Source organism: Heyndrickxia camelliae, assembly GCF_002844575.1.
Lineage (GTDB): Bacteria > Bacillota > Bacilli > Bacillales > Bacillaceae_C > Margalitia > Margalitia camelliae.
Genome location: NZ_PIQO01000002.1, coordinates 217,960 through 236,107 on the forward strand (window position 1 = coordinate 217,960; position 18,148 = coordinate 236,107).

The 18,148-nt window shown below is 37.4% G+C and carries 11 protein-coding genes; 1 reads left to right on the forward strand and 10 read right to left on the reverse strand.

Translation table 11 applies throughout. The annotated features are described in order from the left end of the window. Positions 1-7: 7 nt before the first annotated feature. The 5 genes from CWO92_RS04380 to CWO92_RS04400 all read right to left on the reverse strand — a co-directional run bounded on the left by CWO92_RS04380 (position 8) and on the right by CWO92_RS04400 (position 6,207). Entirely contained in the window at positions 8-871 is an 864-nt protein-coding gene (locus CWO92_RS04380; RefSeq protein WP_101352980.1) for a sugar phosphate isomerase/epimerase family protein, read from the reverse strand. Between the two features lie 342 nt (positions 872-1,213). Beyond that, a complete protein-coding gene (locus tag CWO92_RS04385; RefSeq protein ID WP_437177505.1) occupies positions 1,214-2,608 on the reverse strand; it encodes a glycoside hydrolase family 1 protein in 1,395 nt (464 codons plus the stop codon). A 56-nt stretch (positions 2,609-2,664) separates the two neighbouring features. Beyond that, a complete protein-coding gene (locus CWO92_RS04390) occupies positions 2,665-4,110 on the reverse strand; it encodes an ABC transporter substrate-binding protein (protein ID WP_101352981.1) in 1,446 nt (481 codons plus the stop codon). A 129-nt stretch (positions 4,111-4,239) separates the two neighbouring features. Then, positions 4,240-5,094 carry a carbohydrate ABC transporter permease gene (locus CWO92_RS04395; RefSeq protein ID WP_233269990.1) on the reverse strand — a complete coding sequence of 285 codons (855 nt, stop codon included), beginning with the start codon at positions 5,092-5,094 and terminating at the stop codon, positions 4,240-4,242. Between the two features lie 195 nt (positions 5,095-5,289). Beyond that, positions 5,290-6,207 (reverse strand): ABC transporter permease, encoded by a 918-nt coding sequence (locus CWO92_RS04400; RefSeq protein ID WP_437177508.1) that lies wholly within the window; start codon positions 6,205-6,207, stop codon positions 5,290-5,292. A 341-nt stretch (positions 6,208-6,548) separates the two neighbouring features. On the opposite strand from CWO92_RS04400, the gene CWO92_RS04405 reads away from it, so the two are divergent. Further along, positions 6,549-6,797, forward strand: coding sequence for a hypothetical protein (locus CWO92_RS04405; RefSeq protein ID WP_101352984.1), 249 nt, complete (start codon positions 6,549-6,551; stop codon positions 6,795-6,797). A gap of 1,336 nt (positions 6,798-8,133) precedes the next feature. Here CWO92_RS04405 and CWO92_RS04415 read toward each other — a convergent pair. From CWO92_RS04415 to CWO92_RS04435, 5 genes are all read right to left on the reverse strand, one after another. Beyond that, positions 8,134-9,654 carry a response regulator transcription factor gene (locus tag CWO92_RS04415; protein ID WP_101352986.1) on the reverse strand — a complete coding sequence of 507 codons (1,521 nt, stop codon included), beginning with the start codon at positions 9,652-9,654 and terminating at the stop codon, positions 8,134-8,136. 13 nt (positions 9,655-9,667) lie between these two features. Then, entirely contained in the window at positions 9,668-11,425 is a 1,758-nt protein-coding gene (locus CWO92_RS04420) for a sensor histidine kinase (RefSeq protein WP_101352987.1), read from the reverse strand. 116 nt (positions 11,426-11,541) lie between these two features. After that, on the reverse strand, positions 11,542-14,670 hold the full coding sequence (locus tag CWO92_RS04425) for an alpha-mannosidase (protein WP_101352988.1): 3,129 nt from the start codon (positions 14,668-14,670) through the stop codon (positions 11,542-11,544). A gap of 91 nt (positions 14,671-14,761) precedes the next feature. After that, positions 14,762-15,409 (reverse strand): YesL family protein, encoded by a 648-nt coding sequence (locus CWO92_RS04430; RefSeq protein WP_101352989.1) that lies wholly within the window; start codon positions 15,407-15,409, stop codon positions 14,762-14,764. A 55-nt stretch (positions 15,410-15,464) separates the two neighbouring features. Further along, on the reverse strand, positions 15,465-18,116 hold the full coding sequence (locus CWO92_RS04435) for an endo-beta-N-acetylglucosaminidase (RefSeq protein WP_207767783.1): 2,652 nt from the start codon (positions 18,114-18,116) through the stop codon (positions 15,465-15,467). Positions 18,117-18,148 lie beyond the last annotated feature (32 nt).

The following is an 18,148-nucleotide window of genomic DNA, read 5'->3' on the forward strand; positions in this document are numbered from 1 at the left end:
TGTATATTTAGACTTCATCCCAAATTCGTTTCATATTTTCCAAACCAATCTGGATCCCCATTCGGCAATCCTCCATTCCTTCGAATTCAAGAGAAAGATAGCCATCATAGCTGGATTCCTTCACTGCTTTCATAACATGTGGAATATGAATATCACCTTGGCCGACAATAGCGCCCCGCAAATAATTACCTGCTGCAGATGAGAACCAACCGCGGCCAGGATTGTGGTCGTATGGTCTTACATAAAAATCTTTGAAATGGACCATGGATGCAATCGATATATTTCTTTTAACTGCAGAAAGTGGATCTTCATCGACACAAAGAAAGTTTCCGATATCCAAGGTTGTTTTGAAGTTTTCTTTATCTACTAGATCGACAATTTGATGAACGCGGTCAGCATGCTGGACGTGATAGCCGTGATTTTCAACACTTGTTGTGATGCCATATTGAGCTGCATAATCTGCAATCTCTTTGCATGCATTTACAATAGCAGGTAAATCCTTTTGAAATTGTATAATGGTTGCTTCACTCGGATTCCTGGATGCTACATCATGGCGCATGTTCTTCGTTCCAAGTTCATGAGCTATATCTACTTGCTTCTTTACTCTTTCTATTTCTGCTCGATAATCCTTTTCGGTTTTATCCATAAAATTTGCCCCGATAGCATAATTAGAAATATCGAGACGGAGAGAAGCAGCTTTTGTCCGAATCTCTTCTACTAATTCTTGGTTATCATCCAATGTAAATCCAATTGGAACCATTTCAATATGTTCTCCACCATTTTCCTTAATCCAATCCATCACATCGAAAATAGACATCTCACCAGACTTTATGGCTGGTAAAAAACTGTATGAACTTACCCCTAGCTTCATATAAATCCCTCCTTTAATTTGGTGCCTGGCACCCTCCGTGGACATTTTGGTAATTTGTACGCCACAGGTGGACAGAGATAATTGTCCACACTTGAAGGACAGGTTTATCATTTGTCCATGAGTGGTGTCAGGCACCAAGATTCTATTATTCAAGTTCAATAATCCTTTTTTCCTTTCTATCTATCATATGTTCTTATTACAGAGAGCCTCATTTAATTGATTGACAAAGTTAATATGCAATAGACATAGTAATTACCCGCCAATTCACTCTTACACATATTGCTAAAAGAATGAATTAATGCTATCAACCAAAGGCGTCCAATGGTCAATGTTTTATACCTGTTATTGAGTGATAACCCCTGTTGTCGCTAATTGTTTAAACCAATAACCACTCTTTTTTACTGTTCGCTGAAAGTCATTATCTAAATCAACGGATACCAGACCATAGCGATTTTTATAGGCGTTTAGCCAAGACCAGTTATCGAGGAATGTCCATACATGATAGCCTTTCACGTTGACTCCTTCTTGGATTGCTTTATGCACCCACCTTAAATGCTCTTCATAAAATTCAATGCGATAATGGTCCTCAATCATTCCGTCCTCATTCAAAAAGCGGGATTCATTTTCTACGCCCATTCCATTTTCTGAAATAAAGCATTCAATATTTCCATAGTTTTCTTTTACATTGAGTAAAATGTCGTATATTCCCTTCTCATAAATTTCCCATCCTCGATATAGATTCATTTTTTTCCCGGGCATATCATAATATTCAAAATATCGTTCCGGCATGAACGGTGCATTTGGATTAAAGAGATTTTCCTTCGCCTTCACTCTCCTAGGCTGATAATAATTAATGCCCAACAGATCAACGGTATTTTCTTTTATTACTTCTAAATCACTTTCTTCTATATGGGGCATAAACCCTTCCTTCTTTAATACATCTACTAATTCACTTGGAAAAGTTCCTTTTACCGATGGGTCGAGAAAAGATCGATTAAAAAAGGCATCTGCAATTGTGGCAGCCTCTACGTCTGCTGGATGCTGACTTCTTGGATAGGATGGTGTTAGATTTAGGATAATCCCGATTTGTCCTCCTAAATTTTTTTTGTGGTAAGCGCGAATTGCGAGCGCACTAGCCAATATAGAATGAAAACCGGCTTGAACACATTTTTGAAAATCGCATAATGCTGGATAATGATGTCCATAGAGATATTGGTTTTCTACAGGGACAATCGGCTCATTATGGGTAAACCATTTATTCACACGATCCCCAAATAAGTCGAAACATTTTTCAGCATAATTCACATATGCTTTCACTACTTCTCTGCTTTCCCAGCCGCCTTTCTCCTGCATCTCAAAAGGCATATCGAAATGGTATAAATTCACAAAAGGTTCAATGCCATGCTTCCTTAGCTCCTCCAATACTTGATTGTAAAACTGTACTGCCTTAAGATTGACTTCTCCATCCCCAGTAGGGATTAAACGGGACCATGAAATGGAAAAGCGGAAGCTGTTATGGCCAAGCTCCTTCATCAAGGCTATATCTTCCTTATATCTCTCATAGAATTGCGACGTCTCACTTGGACCGATCTTATGGAAAAAACGATTGGGTTCTATTTCATACCAATAATCCCAAATATTTTTCCCCTTGCCATCCTTATTTGCAGCTCCTTCCATTTGTGTCGCCGAGGAAGCGGAGCCCCACCAAAAATCCTTTGGAAAATGATATTCTTTCACTTTTATGCCTCCTTGTGGAAAAAACCAAGCCGGGGTGTGTCCGGCTTGGTTCATCATTATTCATTTTTCTTCTTCCAAGCATCATACTGCTTTTGTATTTCTGCTAAGACCTTGTCTAAACCTGCTTCTTTTAATTTTTTATCCATTTTTGGCACGTATTCTTTCGGATCCACACTACCTGTCAATAAGGCAGGAGCAAATTCCTTCGATACATTTGTAATGGAAGCAATTTCTGTTCTTACAGGTGTTGTATCAAAATAGAATCCTAGAGATGGTGCTGGAGTAGATTCTTCATTAAATTTCTTAAATGCTTCCCACTTATCTTTAGGATCATTTTCATATAGTTTCAAGATAAAATGATTTCCTAATGCATAAGTCGGCATATTGTAGTTTTTCACACGTGCTGGCAAGTCTTCAATTTTGCCATCATCCAATGTTTTATAATGAACACCTTCAATTCCTTTATCTACTAAGTTACGAACATATGGATCTGTATTCAGTAGATTTAAGAATGCCATTGCTTTCTCAGGATTTTTAGAAGTAGATGAAATAGCCTGAATCGCACCTGTTACAGATCCATTAAATGTTACTGGTTTCGATAAAGGTTGAACAGCTACATCATATCCTGCAGAACGGGACCATAATAATTCTGCATATGGCTGATAAATTTCTTTACGAACAAACCAATTTTGGACTTCCATTGGCCATGGATCTTTGCTTGTTGCCGCATCGGCTTTAATAAATCCTTCTTTATAAAACTTATGCATTGTCTCTAATGTATTCATGGCTATATCTGTATCAAAGAAATTTACAACTTTGCCAGTGTCCCCTTCAAGAGGGAATGCCATTGGAAGCTCGTCGCCTAATACATAGTCAAATGGTAAATATGGTTTAAAGGTAGCAATTGGTGTGACATCTGGTTCATTTTCTTTAATAGTTTTTAATAATGGCTCTAAGTCCGCTAGAGTATGAACACTTTTAATATTAAGATGATATTTATCCACTAGTCTTTTATTGAAAACTAGTACTTCTTGTTGACCTACCTCTTTATTGGACGGAATTCCATATAATTTCCCATCAATTTTTGCTCCTTCTAAAAAGGCCGGGTCAATTGCCTTTTTCATATCTTTTCCAACTGTGTTTAATAGTTTATCAACCGGTACAAAAGCACCTTTTTGGGCATTTAATACGTAATTTGCACCACTGGTATAAGCAATGTCAAATGTTTCGCCAGATGCAATAATTACTTGCATTTTTTGATCGTAGTCTCCCCAATCAATTTGCTTCATTTTTACGGTTGCATTAATTTTTTTCTTTGTATACTCACTTAATTTTGCCATTACTTTATCGGTGTCCTTTTGAGGAGTCCCGATCATATACCAAGTAATTTCATACGGTTTGTCGCCTTTTCCATTGGCTTTTTCACTATTGGAGCTACAAGCAGCTAGAACGCCTGATAGACCAAGAATGAAAACTAAAAATACTAGTAACCTTCTTTTCATCTTTTTTCCCCCTTGTTCTTGTGTGAATCTATATGGTTAGTTAATCTGCCTGACAGCAAATGTTGGACAGGGTAAAAGCTGATTAACTATTAAAGCCTATCGTATTGCATCATTTTATTGTGTGTACCATTATTCCTTGACTCCTCCAATTGTCAGACCCCTGATGAAATACTTTTGGAAGAACGGATATGCCACAGCGATCGGAAGAGTAGCAATAACCACCATCGCCATTTTTGCAGCGTCTTGTGGTAATGATTGAAGTAAGGATTGCTGACTTGCAGAAATTTCCGTGTTCTGACGAATAAATTCCAAATTATTTTCGATTTTCATCAATAAAGATTGTAATGGAACTAATTTTGGATTATCGATGAATAACAGGGCATTGAACCAGTCATTCCAATAACCAAGTGTACTAAATAAAGCAATGGTCGCAATTCCCGGCAAGGAAAGCGGGAAAACGATTTGAAAAAAGATTCGCCATTCACTTGCCCCATCCATTCTAGCTGATTCCAATATAGACTCTGGAACGGAACGCTGGAAGAAGGTTCTCATAATGAGAATATAAAATGCGTTTACAGCTAATGGCAGAATCAATGCCCATATAGTATTTCGCAAGTGCAGAAATTGAGTTGTAACAATATAGAATGGTACTAATCCTCCGCTAAATAGCATTGTAAAAAATGCTAGAAACGTAAAGAACTTTCTATATTTAAATTGGTTTCTTGAGATGGCGTACGCATAAAAGGAAATCATGAGTACACTGATAATCGTCCCTAAAACGGTAACGACAATAGTAATACCGTAAGAATTCAATAGTTGGGAGCCCATATGATAAAGATACGTATATGCATCTGTACTCCATTTGTCCGGGATCAACTGAAAGCCTTTCGATTCTAGTGATTTCTCATTGCTAAAGGAAATGATAATCACATAAATAAAAGGAAATACACACATTATCGCAAAAATAGCCAAGATAATATTCATAATGATATTGGTTCCTTTACCAAGGCCATGCGGATTATACTTTTTGTTTTTTCGTGCCTTTGGTATCGTTTGATAGTTTAGATTGCTTTCCACTACTTCTGATACCTCCGAATTTGAAGGAGATGTTGTCATATATTTACACCGCTTTTTTTTGAGCGGTCTCCCTCCTTTCATAAGCTATTTTTCACGAAACTTTTAGAACAAGGCATATTCTTTATCAATTTTCTTTACAATATAATTGGTTAACAGAACAAGGATAAAGCCGACTGCCGATTGATATAAACCAGCCGCAGTACTCATTCCAATATCCCCCATTGTCGTTAATCCGCGATAGACAAATGTATCAATAACATTTGTCGTTGAGAACAATGGACCTGAATCACGAGGGACTTGATAAAAAAGTCCAAAATCAGAATTAAATATTTTCCCAACATTTAAGATGGTTAGAATGACAATCAATGGAGTGATCATTGGAATTGTCACATGCCTAATCTGTTTCCACTTCGTTGCTCCATCAATCATAGCAGCTTCATAATAGGTGCGATCAATACCAACAATAGCAGCTAAATAGACGATGCTTCCATATCCGACGCCCTTCCACATGTTTACAATGACAAGGATAAACGGCCAGTATTTCGATTGATTGTACCAGGATATCGGATGTCCACCAAACCACTCTAAGAGATTATTGATTAAACCACGATCGGCACTTAAAAATGTGTAAACAAAATAACTCACCACTACCCAGGATAAAAAGTGCGGGAATAACATTCCGGTTTGATAGACCTTTGAAAGTTTCTTATTGGCCAGCTCACTCAAGACAATGGCAATACCAACGCCCAGTATTAAACCTAATATAATAAAGATCGCATTATATAATACTGTGTTTCTAGTAATGACAAAAGCATCATTCGTACTAAAAAGAAACTTGAAATTATCAAACCCAACCCATTCACTGTTAAAAATACTAGAGAAAAATCCGTTTGGATCATAGCGAAAGTTCTTAAATGCAATAACGGTTCCAAACATCGGAAGATAGGAAAACAACAAAAACCATATGGTTCCAGGTAAAACCATGAGGAGCCAAACACGATTTTTATATAATTCTTTCATAAATTTCTTCACTGCCGCAAAGCCCCTCCTTTCCATATTGAAAACCTTTTCATTATTATTGTATAGAAAGGAAAATAGATTAAAAAGTTAACAATTATTAGATTTACTGTACTAATTTGGGGAGATGAAATTAGGAAATGGTGCCGGATCCCTTTACCATTCTCCATACAAAATAACCTGTTGCCATATCCACTCCCGACAACAGGTAAACGCTTGCAAATCTTTATTCATTTAAATATGGTTCTAGACTATTATTCCAATACTAGTGTGCGTCGGGAATAGGAACATGGCTTCCTTCCCACTAATTTAATGAACTTACTAATACCATAATTCAATGTCTTGTGAAAGATGAAAATGGTATTTATAAATTTGATACAAAGAAGGCAAAAGAATTAGGATTATCAAAAAAGGAAATTAAAGAATCTGATAACTTATTTACAAATGTTTTATCTCAAAAAGATATTAGGGATTTAGTTGGAGACAAAACTGGAATTGAACCTTACGGAAAGGGATCCATAGCTGCCAAGGCACTTGTAAAAGTTTTAAAAAATACGCTAAAAAAATCGTTAGTGCTATTGATAAAGGGATAGATTTATTACAAGTAAAATCATCAACTAAAAAACATCGGAAAAAAGTTATTACAACAGTAGGATTAATAAAAGTTTTAGATAACTTTGGAGATATTAGTGATACAGGCTGAAAATTTAGTTAAACGAGGAATAAAAACATTAGTTCCTAGTATGCCTGATTGGTTAGCCTCTGGTCTTGCTAAAACATTAATGATGGTTCTTCCTATTTAATGTATCATAGGAGTTAAATAATTTATTAGAGAGGAAGAACACTGACACTATGGGCAAGAAACAACCGTGGTATTTAAAAAAAGGTTCTTTATATTTCTTTTGTATTGTAACTCCGCCAATAGGTTATATTATCCTCATTTCAAATTTAAAGAAGTTTGAATACAATGAAAGAATACAATATCTTATTCTTGCAACAATTATGGCTTCTATATGGATTTTGAAATTTTTACCCAAGAACATAAGTTTATATTTTTGGTGTCTTGTGTTAGCAATAATTATTGGAAGCTCTATTATAAAATTTATTGATAAAAAGAAAAAATGAAATAATGTTAAAAAATACTTCGATTGGTTATTTAATTGCGTGTATTGTGGTTATATTTTGGGGGATATTTAGTATTTTAAATCCAGTTGATGCTATTCGTCTATGTTTTAGAAATCCAGATTACCTCATTCTATTTTAATTTTTATTTTTCAATATATTGTTGGGTTTGGATTTCCAATTATCATTTGGATATTTTATTTTCAGTATAAATAACATAAAGAAATTATAAGTTAACATAACATCCAAACTCTTGAATTCGACCAAAATCGGGCAAATTCAGGGGTTTTCCGTTTGGGAAATAGTCACAAATCAGCCGGATAATGAAAAATACCAATCTCTCATTTCCTTCGATTTTCTCTTGTTTTCGTGCCAGTTCAAAATCAAAAAAAGTTCTTACACGAAAAGGCCCGTTCATCCGTCTAAAGATGGCTCTTATGCTTTATCTAGTTACGCAATGCGGGGGCTACCCCCCACACCCCCAGCCAGCTTCCACCTCAAAACAGGGGGAAAACCAATCGATTGGGGATTTTTATCTTTAAAATCGTTAATCTATTATTGAGAACACGTGTGAAACGCTTTTATTTTCGTTTTAAGGCGGGGCTTCTTGTTTACTAGTATAATTTTCCGAAAACAGCCAAAAAATCTCTTTAAAATGCGTTTAACGATAAATAAAAAACGTACCCATTTTTTAGGGTACGGTTAGTTACTTCCAAAATTGCCACCACTTTTTTTGTTACGCAGCAGCAAAGCATTTTTTCACTTCTTGAGATTCCCTTATGGCACTCATTAGCTGAATCCAGGCAACTATTTTGCTGTTTTCTGTAATGCTAGCAGCCGATATTCCTTCGGGGTTACCCCGATTATTTTCTTGAACTGCTTGTAAAAATAAGTAGAGTCTGAGTATCCTACTTGTTTTCCGATATCGCCGACTTTATTGTAGGTATCTTTCAGTAGCTCTTTCGCGTGATGAATCCTTAGCTGATTTAAATAATCGGAAAAAATGTAGCCGGTCTCTTTATGAAAAAGTTGGCCAAGATAAATGGAATTGACATGGAATTTTTGACTCAGAGTTTTTAAGGATTGCTCTTCATGATAATGTTCCTGAATAAACTTCAGTACGCTTTGAATAATGGGACTGCCATTTTCCGATTGTTCCTGTAAATGACGAACTGTACTTTCAATATATGAAACTAGTAAATCCTCTAAATTACCTAGAGATTGAACGGAAATAATTTCTCTCACATATTCTGTTATTTTTTCACTCGGATGCTTCATTACTTCCGTTTGAATAGAGGTGACAAGTTCAATCGCGAAACTTTGAATCCCATGAGGAGAAATAAAGGAGACTTGATTGCCAAATTCTTTAATGATTCTTTTGACCTCTTTTATCGCCTGTGAACTTTCCTTTGTTACCACCCATTTGATAATTTGCTGAATAGATTCGTGGTTTTCTATATACCCTTCTTTATAAGGATTCATATCATCTTCCGAAATGACACAACTCCCCTTAAGTAACAACCGAAATGATGTTAGTTTTTTAGCGACAGAAAGGCTTTGATAGCATTCATTCATATAGGCAACAGTAGAGCCTTTAAAGATAAAGTAATCAATCCCTTCCTGTTCTAGTAACACCTCTATCGTTTTGATTTTTTTCGAGCACTCTTCCTGATTATGGGAGGTGACGAGTACCACAAATTCCCCTTCTGGATTTACGATACAGACATTTTCGAGTTTTTTTTCAATATGAGTTCTTAAGGTATATAACTCTTCCGATCCAAGTGAATCATTCTCCATCAGTTGAATAACTAATACAGTCGTATCACATTCGTCAAACTGAAGCTGATACAATTCTAATCTATCGCGCCATTCCTTCGAATCAATATCCTCGTTTAACCATCTCCAAATCGTATTATCCCGCAAAACAAAATAGGCTTCTTCGTCTACAGATGATTTTTCTAGTTTTTCCACTGCATTTCTTAGTGTGGACATTAATTCTTGTTCGTTAACTGGTTTCAACAAGTAATTTTCAATACCTAAGGAAAGTCCTTCTTTTACATATTCAAATTCCTGAAATCCTGATAGGACAACACATTTCGTTCCAGGATGGACTCTTTTCAGCCGGTTGATTAATGCAAGTCCATCCATTTCAGGCATTTTAATATCTGTCAGTAAAATATCACAAGGAGATTCCTCTAATTTCTTCAAAGCTTCCTTCCCATTATGTGCCGTACCTATGACTTGTAAATCGAGATCCTTCCAAGGAATCAATACCTTAAGTCCATCGATAATCAGCGGTTCATCATCAACCAGAAATACATTATACATATACCAATACCTCCTAAAGAATCGGAATGATAATCTCAACGATAGTCCCTTTTCCCTCTACACTCTCAATCTGAATGCCATATTCCTTCCCATACGTTAATTGCATTCGTTCATGAATATTTTTTAAACCAATAGAATCTGATTTCATCGCTGGAGAATCCAGGGTTTCCTTTATTTCTCGCAGTCTTTGTGCCGAAATCCCGTATCCGTTGTCTTCAATATAAACGTGCAAAGCAGAATCCCCTTTTTCGGCTTTCACATCTATCCAATTATCGCTAGCTTCTTTCCTAAAACCATGCTTTATATAATTTTCGATAATAGGTTGAAGAGTAAACTTTATGATTTTATTAGAATAATAGCAATCTGGAATACGGTAATAGACTTGTAAGCGAGACGAATACCTAATTTGCATCAGTTCTAAGTATTTCTTAATATGTTCTATTTCATCGCCTATCGTTACGACATCCTTGCTAGTAAGAGAGTAGCGAAACAGTTCTGCTAAATTATAAATCATCACACTCGTTGTTTTAGAGCCATCCATCACCGCTCTCATCCGGATTGCTTCGAGCGTATTGTAAAGAAAATGCGGTTGAATTTGTGATTGTAGCGCTTTCATTTCTGCTTCCCGTTGTTCAATAGTTAGTATATAAACGTCATCAATATATTGATTTAATTCATCTAACATATCATTTAAACTATTGGAAATGGTGGAAAGTTCATCTTTTTTATCATCGTTTTGCACTCTGACAGCTAAATTTCCCTTTTTTACCTGCTTCATTGTTGCATCAATGGCATAAATTCTTTTAGCATAATTTCTCATCGCAAAATAAGCGATAATAATGGCAATGATTGCAAATAAGGAAGTAAATAAAACCATTGTCCAGTGAACGATTGTAATCTTCGAAATCTCTTTTTCCGGTATAAAGCCTACGTACATATAGCCTGTTTCCCTGTCTGCCAAGCTATTCATGTAATAGGTTTGACCATTCCAGTGAACTTCTCTTGAGTTCGTAGAAAAACTAAGCTTGCGCAATGGCTCCGGCAAGCTGCCCTTTTCGGAGGAGTAGAGATGATGTCCTTTGCGGTCAAAAATATAAACAGACCCTATAAGCTTTAATTTTGCGGTGTCCAGTAATTCTTCTATACCATCGAAGCTATAATAAACGGTAATATAACCGATATTTTTTAGAAGGGCAGGGTCATTAATACTTTCATTAAAAATATAGGTATTCTTGTATTTTCCATTATCATCAATGATTTCATTTGGAAGGACATTTCTTACTTGCGTTTCATTTGGAAGAGACTTGTTCCAACGGTTATGGTTAAATATAAAAGAATACTCGATATTCGTGGTAATACTGCGGAGAGCAACCGCATTAATATCCTTATCCTGGCTAAAAAAGGTTTGTAAAAACGTATCTAAATTATTGGGTACAAATGAATTACTGTCATAATATTTATTTAATTTAAAGGAAAGATATTCACCATATGTATGCTGAAGCGCAAAACTAATATCTGTAAGAAGATCATTTTTCATATAAAGCTCCCGTACCGAGCTTTGCAGGTATTCATGCTTTCGGTCAAAAGTCGATTCAATTCTTTCCAATGTTCTCGAATTATAATCGAGCTCCTCTTGCACCTTTACTTGTGTATAATACCTTGATAAAACAAGCAGTAATAGAAACAGGGTGAGGACAATCGTTATGGAATAAATCAACAGTACCTTATTGAAGACACGATTCTTAAACTGCTCCATCACTTTTAACAGCATTATCCCCTCCACTTTTCTTCCAGACAATGAATTCTCTATTATTATAGCAAAAAAGGAAACAATCAAACATGGGTGCTAGCTATCAAGTTCATATGCCAGACACCCATATAGATAAATTATTCAAATGTTATAAGAAATGTTTTGATTTCGTATGGCTTTATAGTAAAATTCAACACACCATTTTGTGGACCTGTTACTGCTTCCTCCATTAAATTGGTTTCAGACCACTCTTTCCATGCAAACGGAAAATCTATCTGAACGTCTCCACGTTTTCCCTTATATTCATGAATTCTTATAATGATTCCATCCTCGTTTTCTGCTTTTTTAACAGAATCAACATGTATATGGTTATGTGCATACACTTGCATAAAGGATGAGATATCTGTCTTTGGTTTCCCTTTTACTGCTTGTAAAGGATTATTCACATACCATGCCTCTTTCACTGTATTCCCTTCTCGCCAATCTCCTCGATGCGGGTAGAGAGAATAGGTGAAAAAATGGGTCCCTTGGTCAGCTGTTGGATCAGGGTAGGTTGCTGCCTTAAGTAAAGAAAGCCGAAGCACATTATCTTTAATATCATAACCATACTTACAATCATTCAATAAACTTACTCCATAATCGGCTTCAGACAAGTCTGCCCACTGATGGCCGACACTCTCAAAACGTGCCATATCCCAGCTTGTGTTCCAGTGGGTTGGTCTTTTCACGTTCCCAAATTGGATATCATAGGTAGCCTCTACCGCTCTGATATCGACAGGAAATTGTACCTTTAATAATTTCCTTTTTTCATGCCAGTCCACTTTTGTTGTAAAATCAATGCGTTTGTTCTGTGCATAAAGAATCATATCTTGTTCGATTACAGATTGGCGATAGTTCCATTTCGTGCGAATAACTGTTCGAAGAGTTCCGCATTCTATCACTTCCCTTGATATAACCTTTTTCACTATTTCATATTTTTCTTGATAAAAAATGTCAATATCCCAAGCATCATGGGCGAGTGGTTTGTCTTCATATACGGTGAACACATTTCCATTTTGATCCCCTGAAAGAACTTCCCGCTTTGCTTCCTTATCGAAAATGCGTTGCAGCTGTGCATCTTCGTTCCAGCTTATTTCGTAGAATGGAGTGGAAATGGCATTTTCCCGCACAACAAATGGATTGTTTTTGAAACTATCCTCTTCCTTTGCTTTAACAAACCTAATTTCCAGCATTCCAAATTGCGGAACGTTTGGCAAAAAGACCAGCCAGCCTGTTTCCGCTTTCTGGCTTATTAACTTTGCTCCATTTGTATCTGTCCAAAATCCGCTCTGACCATTATCATCATCCTCTGGTATAAAGACGATATTTTCGTCTTCCCACTGTGAAGAATGATAAACCGTGTAAGAGGTGCTCGAATCTTCCATTATATTTTCTAATGCCTGAATGGCACATTCTGTTCCAATCTTCTCTGCCTCCGCGTATTCCAACTTGGAATCCTCATATACCTCATGTATGGAAGATCCCGGGATAATATCATGAAATTGATTTCGCAGAATAATTTTCCAACCCGCATCTAATTGCTCCTTTGGATACCGCTCCCATTGTCCCAATGAACTCCAGACATTAAGCCATTCAGCTTCGCGGTATGCTAGTTCTAATTTGCGGTTCATCCGTTTGTTGTATGCTTGACTAGTATAAGTACCACGATGATATTCAAGATACAGCTCTCCATCCCAGCGATGAACGTATTCCCTTGTATTTTTCACCCGCTCCTGCAGTATGTTGAAAAATTCACCAGCTGTCGATGTTTTTACCTTCGGGATGCCAGGTACTTCATCAAGATGACGTCGCAATTCCAGCATTTCACGATTTACACCGCCTCCGCCATCTCCATAACCATAAGATAAAAGCAGATCCTGATTAACTTCTTTATTTCGATAAGATTTCCACGCACCCGTAACTGTTCTTGCCGTAATCAACCCGTTATATGTATAAAACCATGAATCCTCCGGGTTCCAAGGTTCTGGGGTTGTGATGAAATGCGTTAAAATTTCACTGCCATCTATTCCACGCCAAAAGAAGGTATCATGTGGCATTCGATTATACTGATTCCAACTAATCTTGGTAGTCATAAATGTTTCAATCCCTGATTTTTTGAGAATTTGTGGGAGTGCCCAGCTATATCCGAATACATCCGGCAGCCATAAATACTTGCAATCCTTAGCAAATTCTTTTTGAAAAAAAGCTTTTCCATATAATATTTGCCGAACTAATGATTCCCCGCTTGGTATATTGCAATCTGCTTCCAGCCACATGGCTCCATCAGGTTCCCATTTTCCGTCTTGGATCTGCGCTTTCATTTTTTCAAAAATTTCAGGATAGTCTTGTTTGATATACTCATATAATTGCGGTTGAATCTGTAAAAAATAATAATCCGGATACTGCTTCATTAACTGCAAGACGGTAGAAAAGGATCTGGCCGCCTTTTCTCTCGTATGTTTCAGTCTCCACAACCAAGCAACATCGATATGCGTATGCCCGATGCAGTGGATGGTAACGGGATGATTTTTCTCCATTACCTCCAGTTTTTCACGAAGATATGATTGTGCAACCATACAGCTCTCATAAAATTCCTCGCTGCCGGGAATGCTCCAATCCACTAGTTGATAGGCCTCATTTAATGTAGTTGTTAGCATTTGTTTTTCCGGTTGTGACGCTTCCATTTCTTTAATAGATTGATAGATTGCGAGCGAGGTAAAATAAAAGTCGTCTAGCTGCTCATCCAGCCAGCACAGCTTTGCCGTTTTCAACATATAATACTGCTCACGTGGCTCACCCCCGCCTTCAAGCCCTGACCATAAACGAAAATCTAACTTTGCTTGACTCCCAATATGTTCTTCGGAAAAAAATACTTCTTGATGATTCGAGTCTACTCCTTGATAGGGTTGATCATTTACAAATAAAAGCGATTCAAAACCGGAATTATTTCCCCCGCCTGTTCGGCCAAAGTCAAATAACCCAAGTACTTTTTTCCCGCACCATTCAACAGGGATACCCACAATAGTGGTTAACCATAAATAAAGGTCACGCCCATGCCATCTATCTCCTATTTTCATTGTTTGTGAGCCTGTTTGTGGCGGAGGATATGCCCCGATTTCCCCTGCATCCTCTGTGCATAAAAAGGCTGGGAGGGTAATCGCATCCCTGTATCGGAATGCGGCCAACTCTTGTATTCTAGCTTCTAATTTTCTCTCTGTAAGGAACATGTATACACCCCATTTGTTTCTATGAGCTTTGCATAATATTTTTGCACTTCAATAGAATCTTATTTTCAAATAAAAACCTTTGCTAACGATGTTACTTTTCCATTGGATAAATGTTATTGTTGTTCACCCATGACGGATCTAAAGCTGGAGCCAGCTTGCGAAACCGTCTTAAACACACCGTCATAATCCAATAAGCTGGCAAAACTCCGGATGCAAACGGAATCAATCCTGGTATATTTCGCATTAAATATCCGATGAAAAATAAACCAACGGCAATCAAGATAGTTGATGCGGGACTAATGATTGAAATAATAAAAGATTGTTTAATATAATCCCGGATAGAGTATTGAAAATGAACATAAATAGGGAAAAAGTGAATGAATGCATTTAATAGAAGAAAGATCAAAAAGTATAGAAAAAAGTACAGCATGACGGAGAACGTTCCCTGCATGGCACCTGCGATTCTTACATCTATCCATAAGAATCCCCCAATTAAGGCAAAAAACAGACCGATGATATTACTACGATAAAACTCTTGCTTAAATACTTTAAAAAACGTATTCCAAATTGGTACTCCAAAGTCCTTTTGAGCCCATCGTCTTGTAATGGTATACAGTGCAATCGTCGCAGGCATAACTCCAAAAATACCCAAACCCGCTACAATAAAAAGCAGCCAGGCAATGTTCACCCATACCAATCTTGTCACCCATTGACATCCTTCATACAATACTTTTCCCATGATGATTCATCTCCCCTGTTAAAAAAAGAAGGAGGAGAGCAATCCCCCTCCATTATTAATATCCGTATACTTCTAATTCATATATCCTTGCTGCCTGATCCCCACCCTGTGTCGGCTGTTGAATGGTTAATCGTACAAATCGTGCCTGTGTGATTGGAATCGTATGCTTCGTTACTGCATCTTGATTATTGGTAACTTGGACAACAGGAGTCCATGTCTCCCCATCGACACTAACTTCAATGGTAAAAGCTTTTGTATTATAAGCAGGAGATTCTCCGCCTGCCTCTGCATGGGAGAGGTCAAATTCTGTTAACGAATATACTTTCCCAAGATCAATCTTTAACCATTTATCAGCATCCAATGTGCACCATTTACTATTATTCGAAACAGTTCCATCGATTGCCTTGCTTGGATTTTCACTTGAACTGCACTGTCCGCTGGCAATGGCTGTTTTATTTAAAGAAACATTGGTTATATTTTTCGCATCCTTAGAAATCGTAATAAGATTCTCTTTTACTATTACATCTTCCCCTTCAGAATTCTTCGCGATCAGCTTTACGCTGTACACTCCCTCTTTATCATAGATAACAATTGGATTGTTTTCCTTACTTGTTGCTGGAGTCGCTCCATCCATTACCCACTCTACCGATTCAGTTACCTCTGATGAATCATTAAAAAACTGAATCTCATCACCAGGTGCAGCAACGGTACGACTGACATGAAAATCAGCTTTAGGCTTTGGATATGGCGGCCATGTGAAAGAAGTGGAAGAAACTTGACTGCGATGGTAAACGGAATCCACTGCAATCACCTCAATATTAGTAGTCGTTTCCTTGCCGCTGCGTTTCATATTTGCAACATAAAAGTGATTATTATACGTGGCTCCTAGCCATTCCTTCTCCCCGTTTGGAAGCTTACGATATATTTCATATAAGTGACCTCTCTTACCTTGCCAGCTAATGGCACCTTCCATATAGATATCATCTTTGAAGGATGCCTGATCCATTTGAACGCCTTTTACAGGTTCTACTTTTTGCTGCACATCATGCTTGTTATAAACACTGATTTCCCCTATATGAATTTGAAAGTCTTTCCTTTCTTTCTCACTATCAAAAAATAGGGAAATACCAACCATTTTTTTGCCTGCAGCTTTATGAAGTTTAATAGTGTCTGTTACCCATTGTCCTTTACTTTGCTTATTTACGTGATAATACTTGTAATGATTAGGCTGATCCAAAAAGCTGACACCGACCTTTACATGCGGATCTTTCTCAGTAGTCTTATACGTAATAGAAAGCTCTGTATCCTTTTGGATATTAACATCTGTTTTATATAGTTTTATATTCGTTGCATTTTCTTTATTTAAGATGCCAGATACCTTCAGTGAACTACCGCCATCATAAGCCTCATTCCAGTCAAAATCTACATTAAGAGGAGTCCCATTACTTTCTCTAATCCATCTCCATGTTGGCAGGATATCTTGTAAACTGCGATTATCCCAAGCTGTATTACGGACAACCTTACCATTTTCGGCGAAGAACTTACCGCTTCCGGTATTGAAATGTGTGACAAATGGAAGTGTTGTAACCGCTGTTTTATCGGTAAAGTAATGAGCCATCCCTTTCCAATTGCCATTGTTGCTTGTATTAGTAGGATCACCGTTTTTCCCAACCCAAAATTGATTTTCTATTGCATAAAATTCTTCTGTTGATGAGGTGGACTTAAATGCCCAGTCTGGTCGATATATCCCTAATGAAGTCCATGGCTGCCCGTTTTCAGGGAAGATTCCTTGCCATGGTACACTCGTTGCTGTTCCGTTAGCTTCTACATCTATTCCAGCAAACAGATCATACGGACTGCGGCCAATTTCCTTTGCTTTACTTGCGGACGCTTGCATGGAGCTCCACCAAAAGTTCAAAAACATACTATCTGCTACACGTTGATTTGCATCTTGTAAGAAGCTCTTATTTTGATCTGTTAAAGCATTTTGCCAATTCACGGATCCTGTTTTCGTCATGGCGTCATACCACATGATGTGCATATTTTTCGACTTATGCTCTTGCAAATAAACAAGAAACTCCTTCATTCTTTCAGCGGTTTGACCATTCCCACCTGCTGTTTCCTGGTTGATAAACCAGCCGTCAAACCCATAATAATTAGCTACTTCTATTAGCTTATCCGCGGCAGGAAAGGAACCGTCTGCCCTTTGTGTAAGCATTTCGTTCACCCATTCTATCTTTCCTCCATAAGCTGTTGGCGGAAAAAAGATATTGCCGAGAATTGGTACTCCATTTTTATGTGCGGCATCAATGACATCTGCACTCGGCGGCACGATAATCCCTTCCCCAGCAGATCCTGCCCAATACACCATCAAGTCTGTGTATTGCCAATAACTAAAAGAATTTACAAAGAAATTGTCTCCTCCTTGGGAAGGAACACCACTTGTATTCTCGTTTAAAGCGGATAATGCAACAAGTTTTGCATCGGATTGCGAATGATTATTTACCTTATATAATACTTCCCGATTGGAGAGCGGAATGGAGCTACGATTAAACACAGCATCCGGATCCTTCTCAGGGCTCCATTGTAAAAGCGTATCCGGAAACCAATACGAGGATTCAGGCTGCTTCGCAAAGCTGATATGTGGCAGCATAAAGAATAGAATCATGATACCAATCCCAATATAGAAACGATAAACTGCTTTCATTTTGACCAAGAACATTCACCTCTAGGATATTA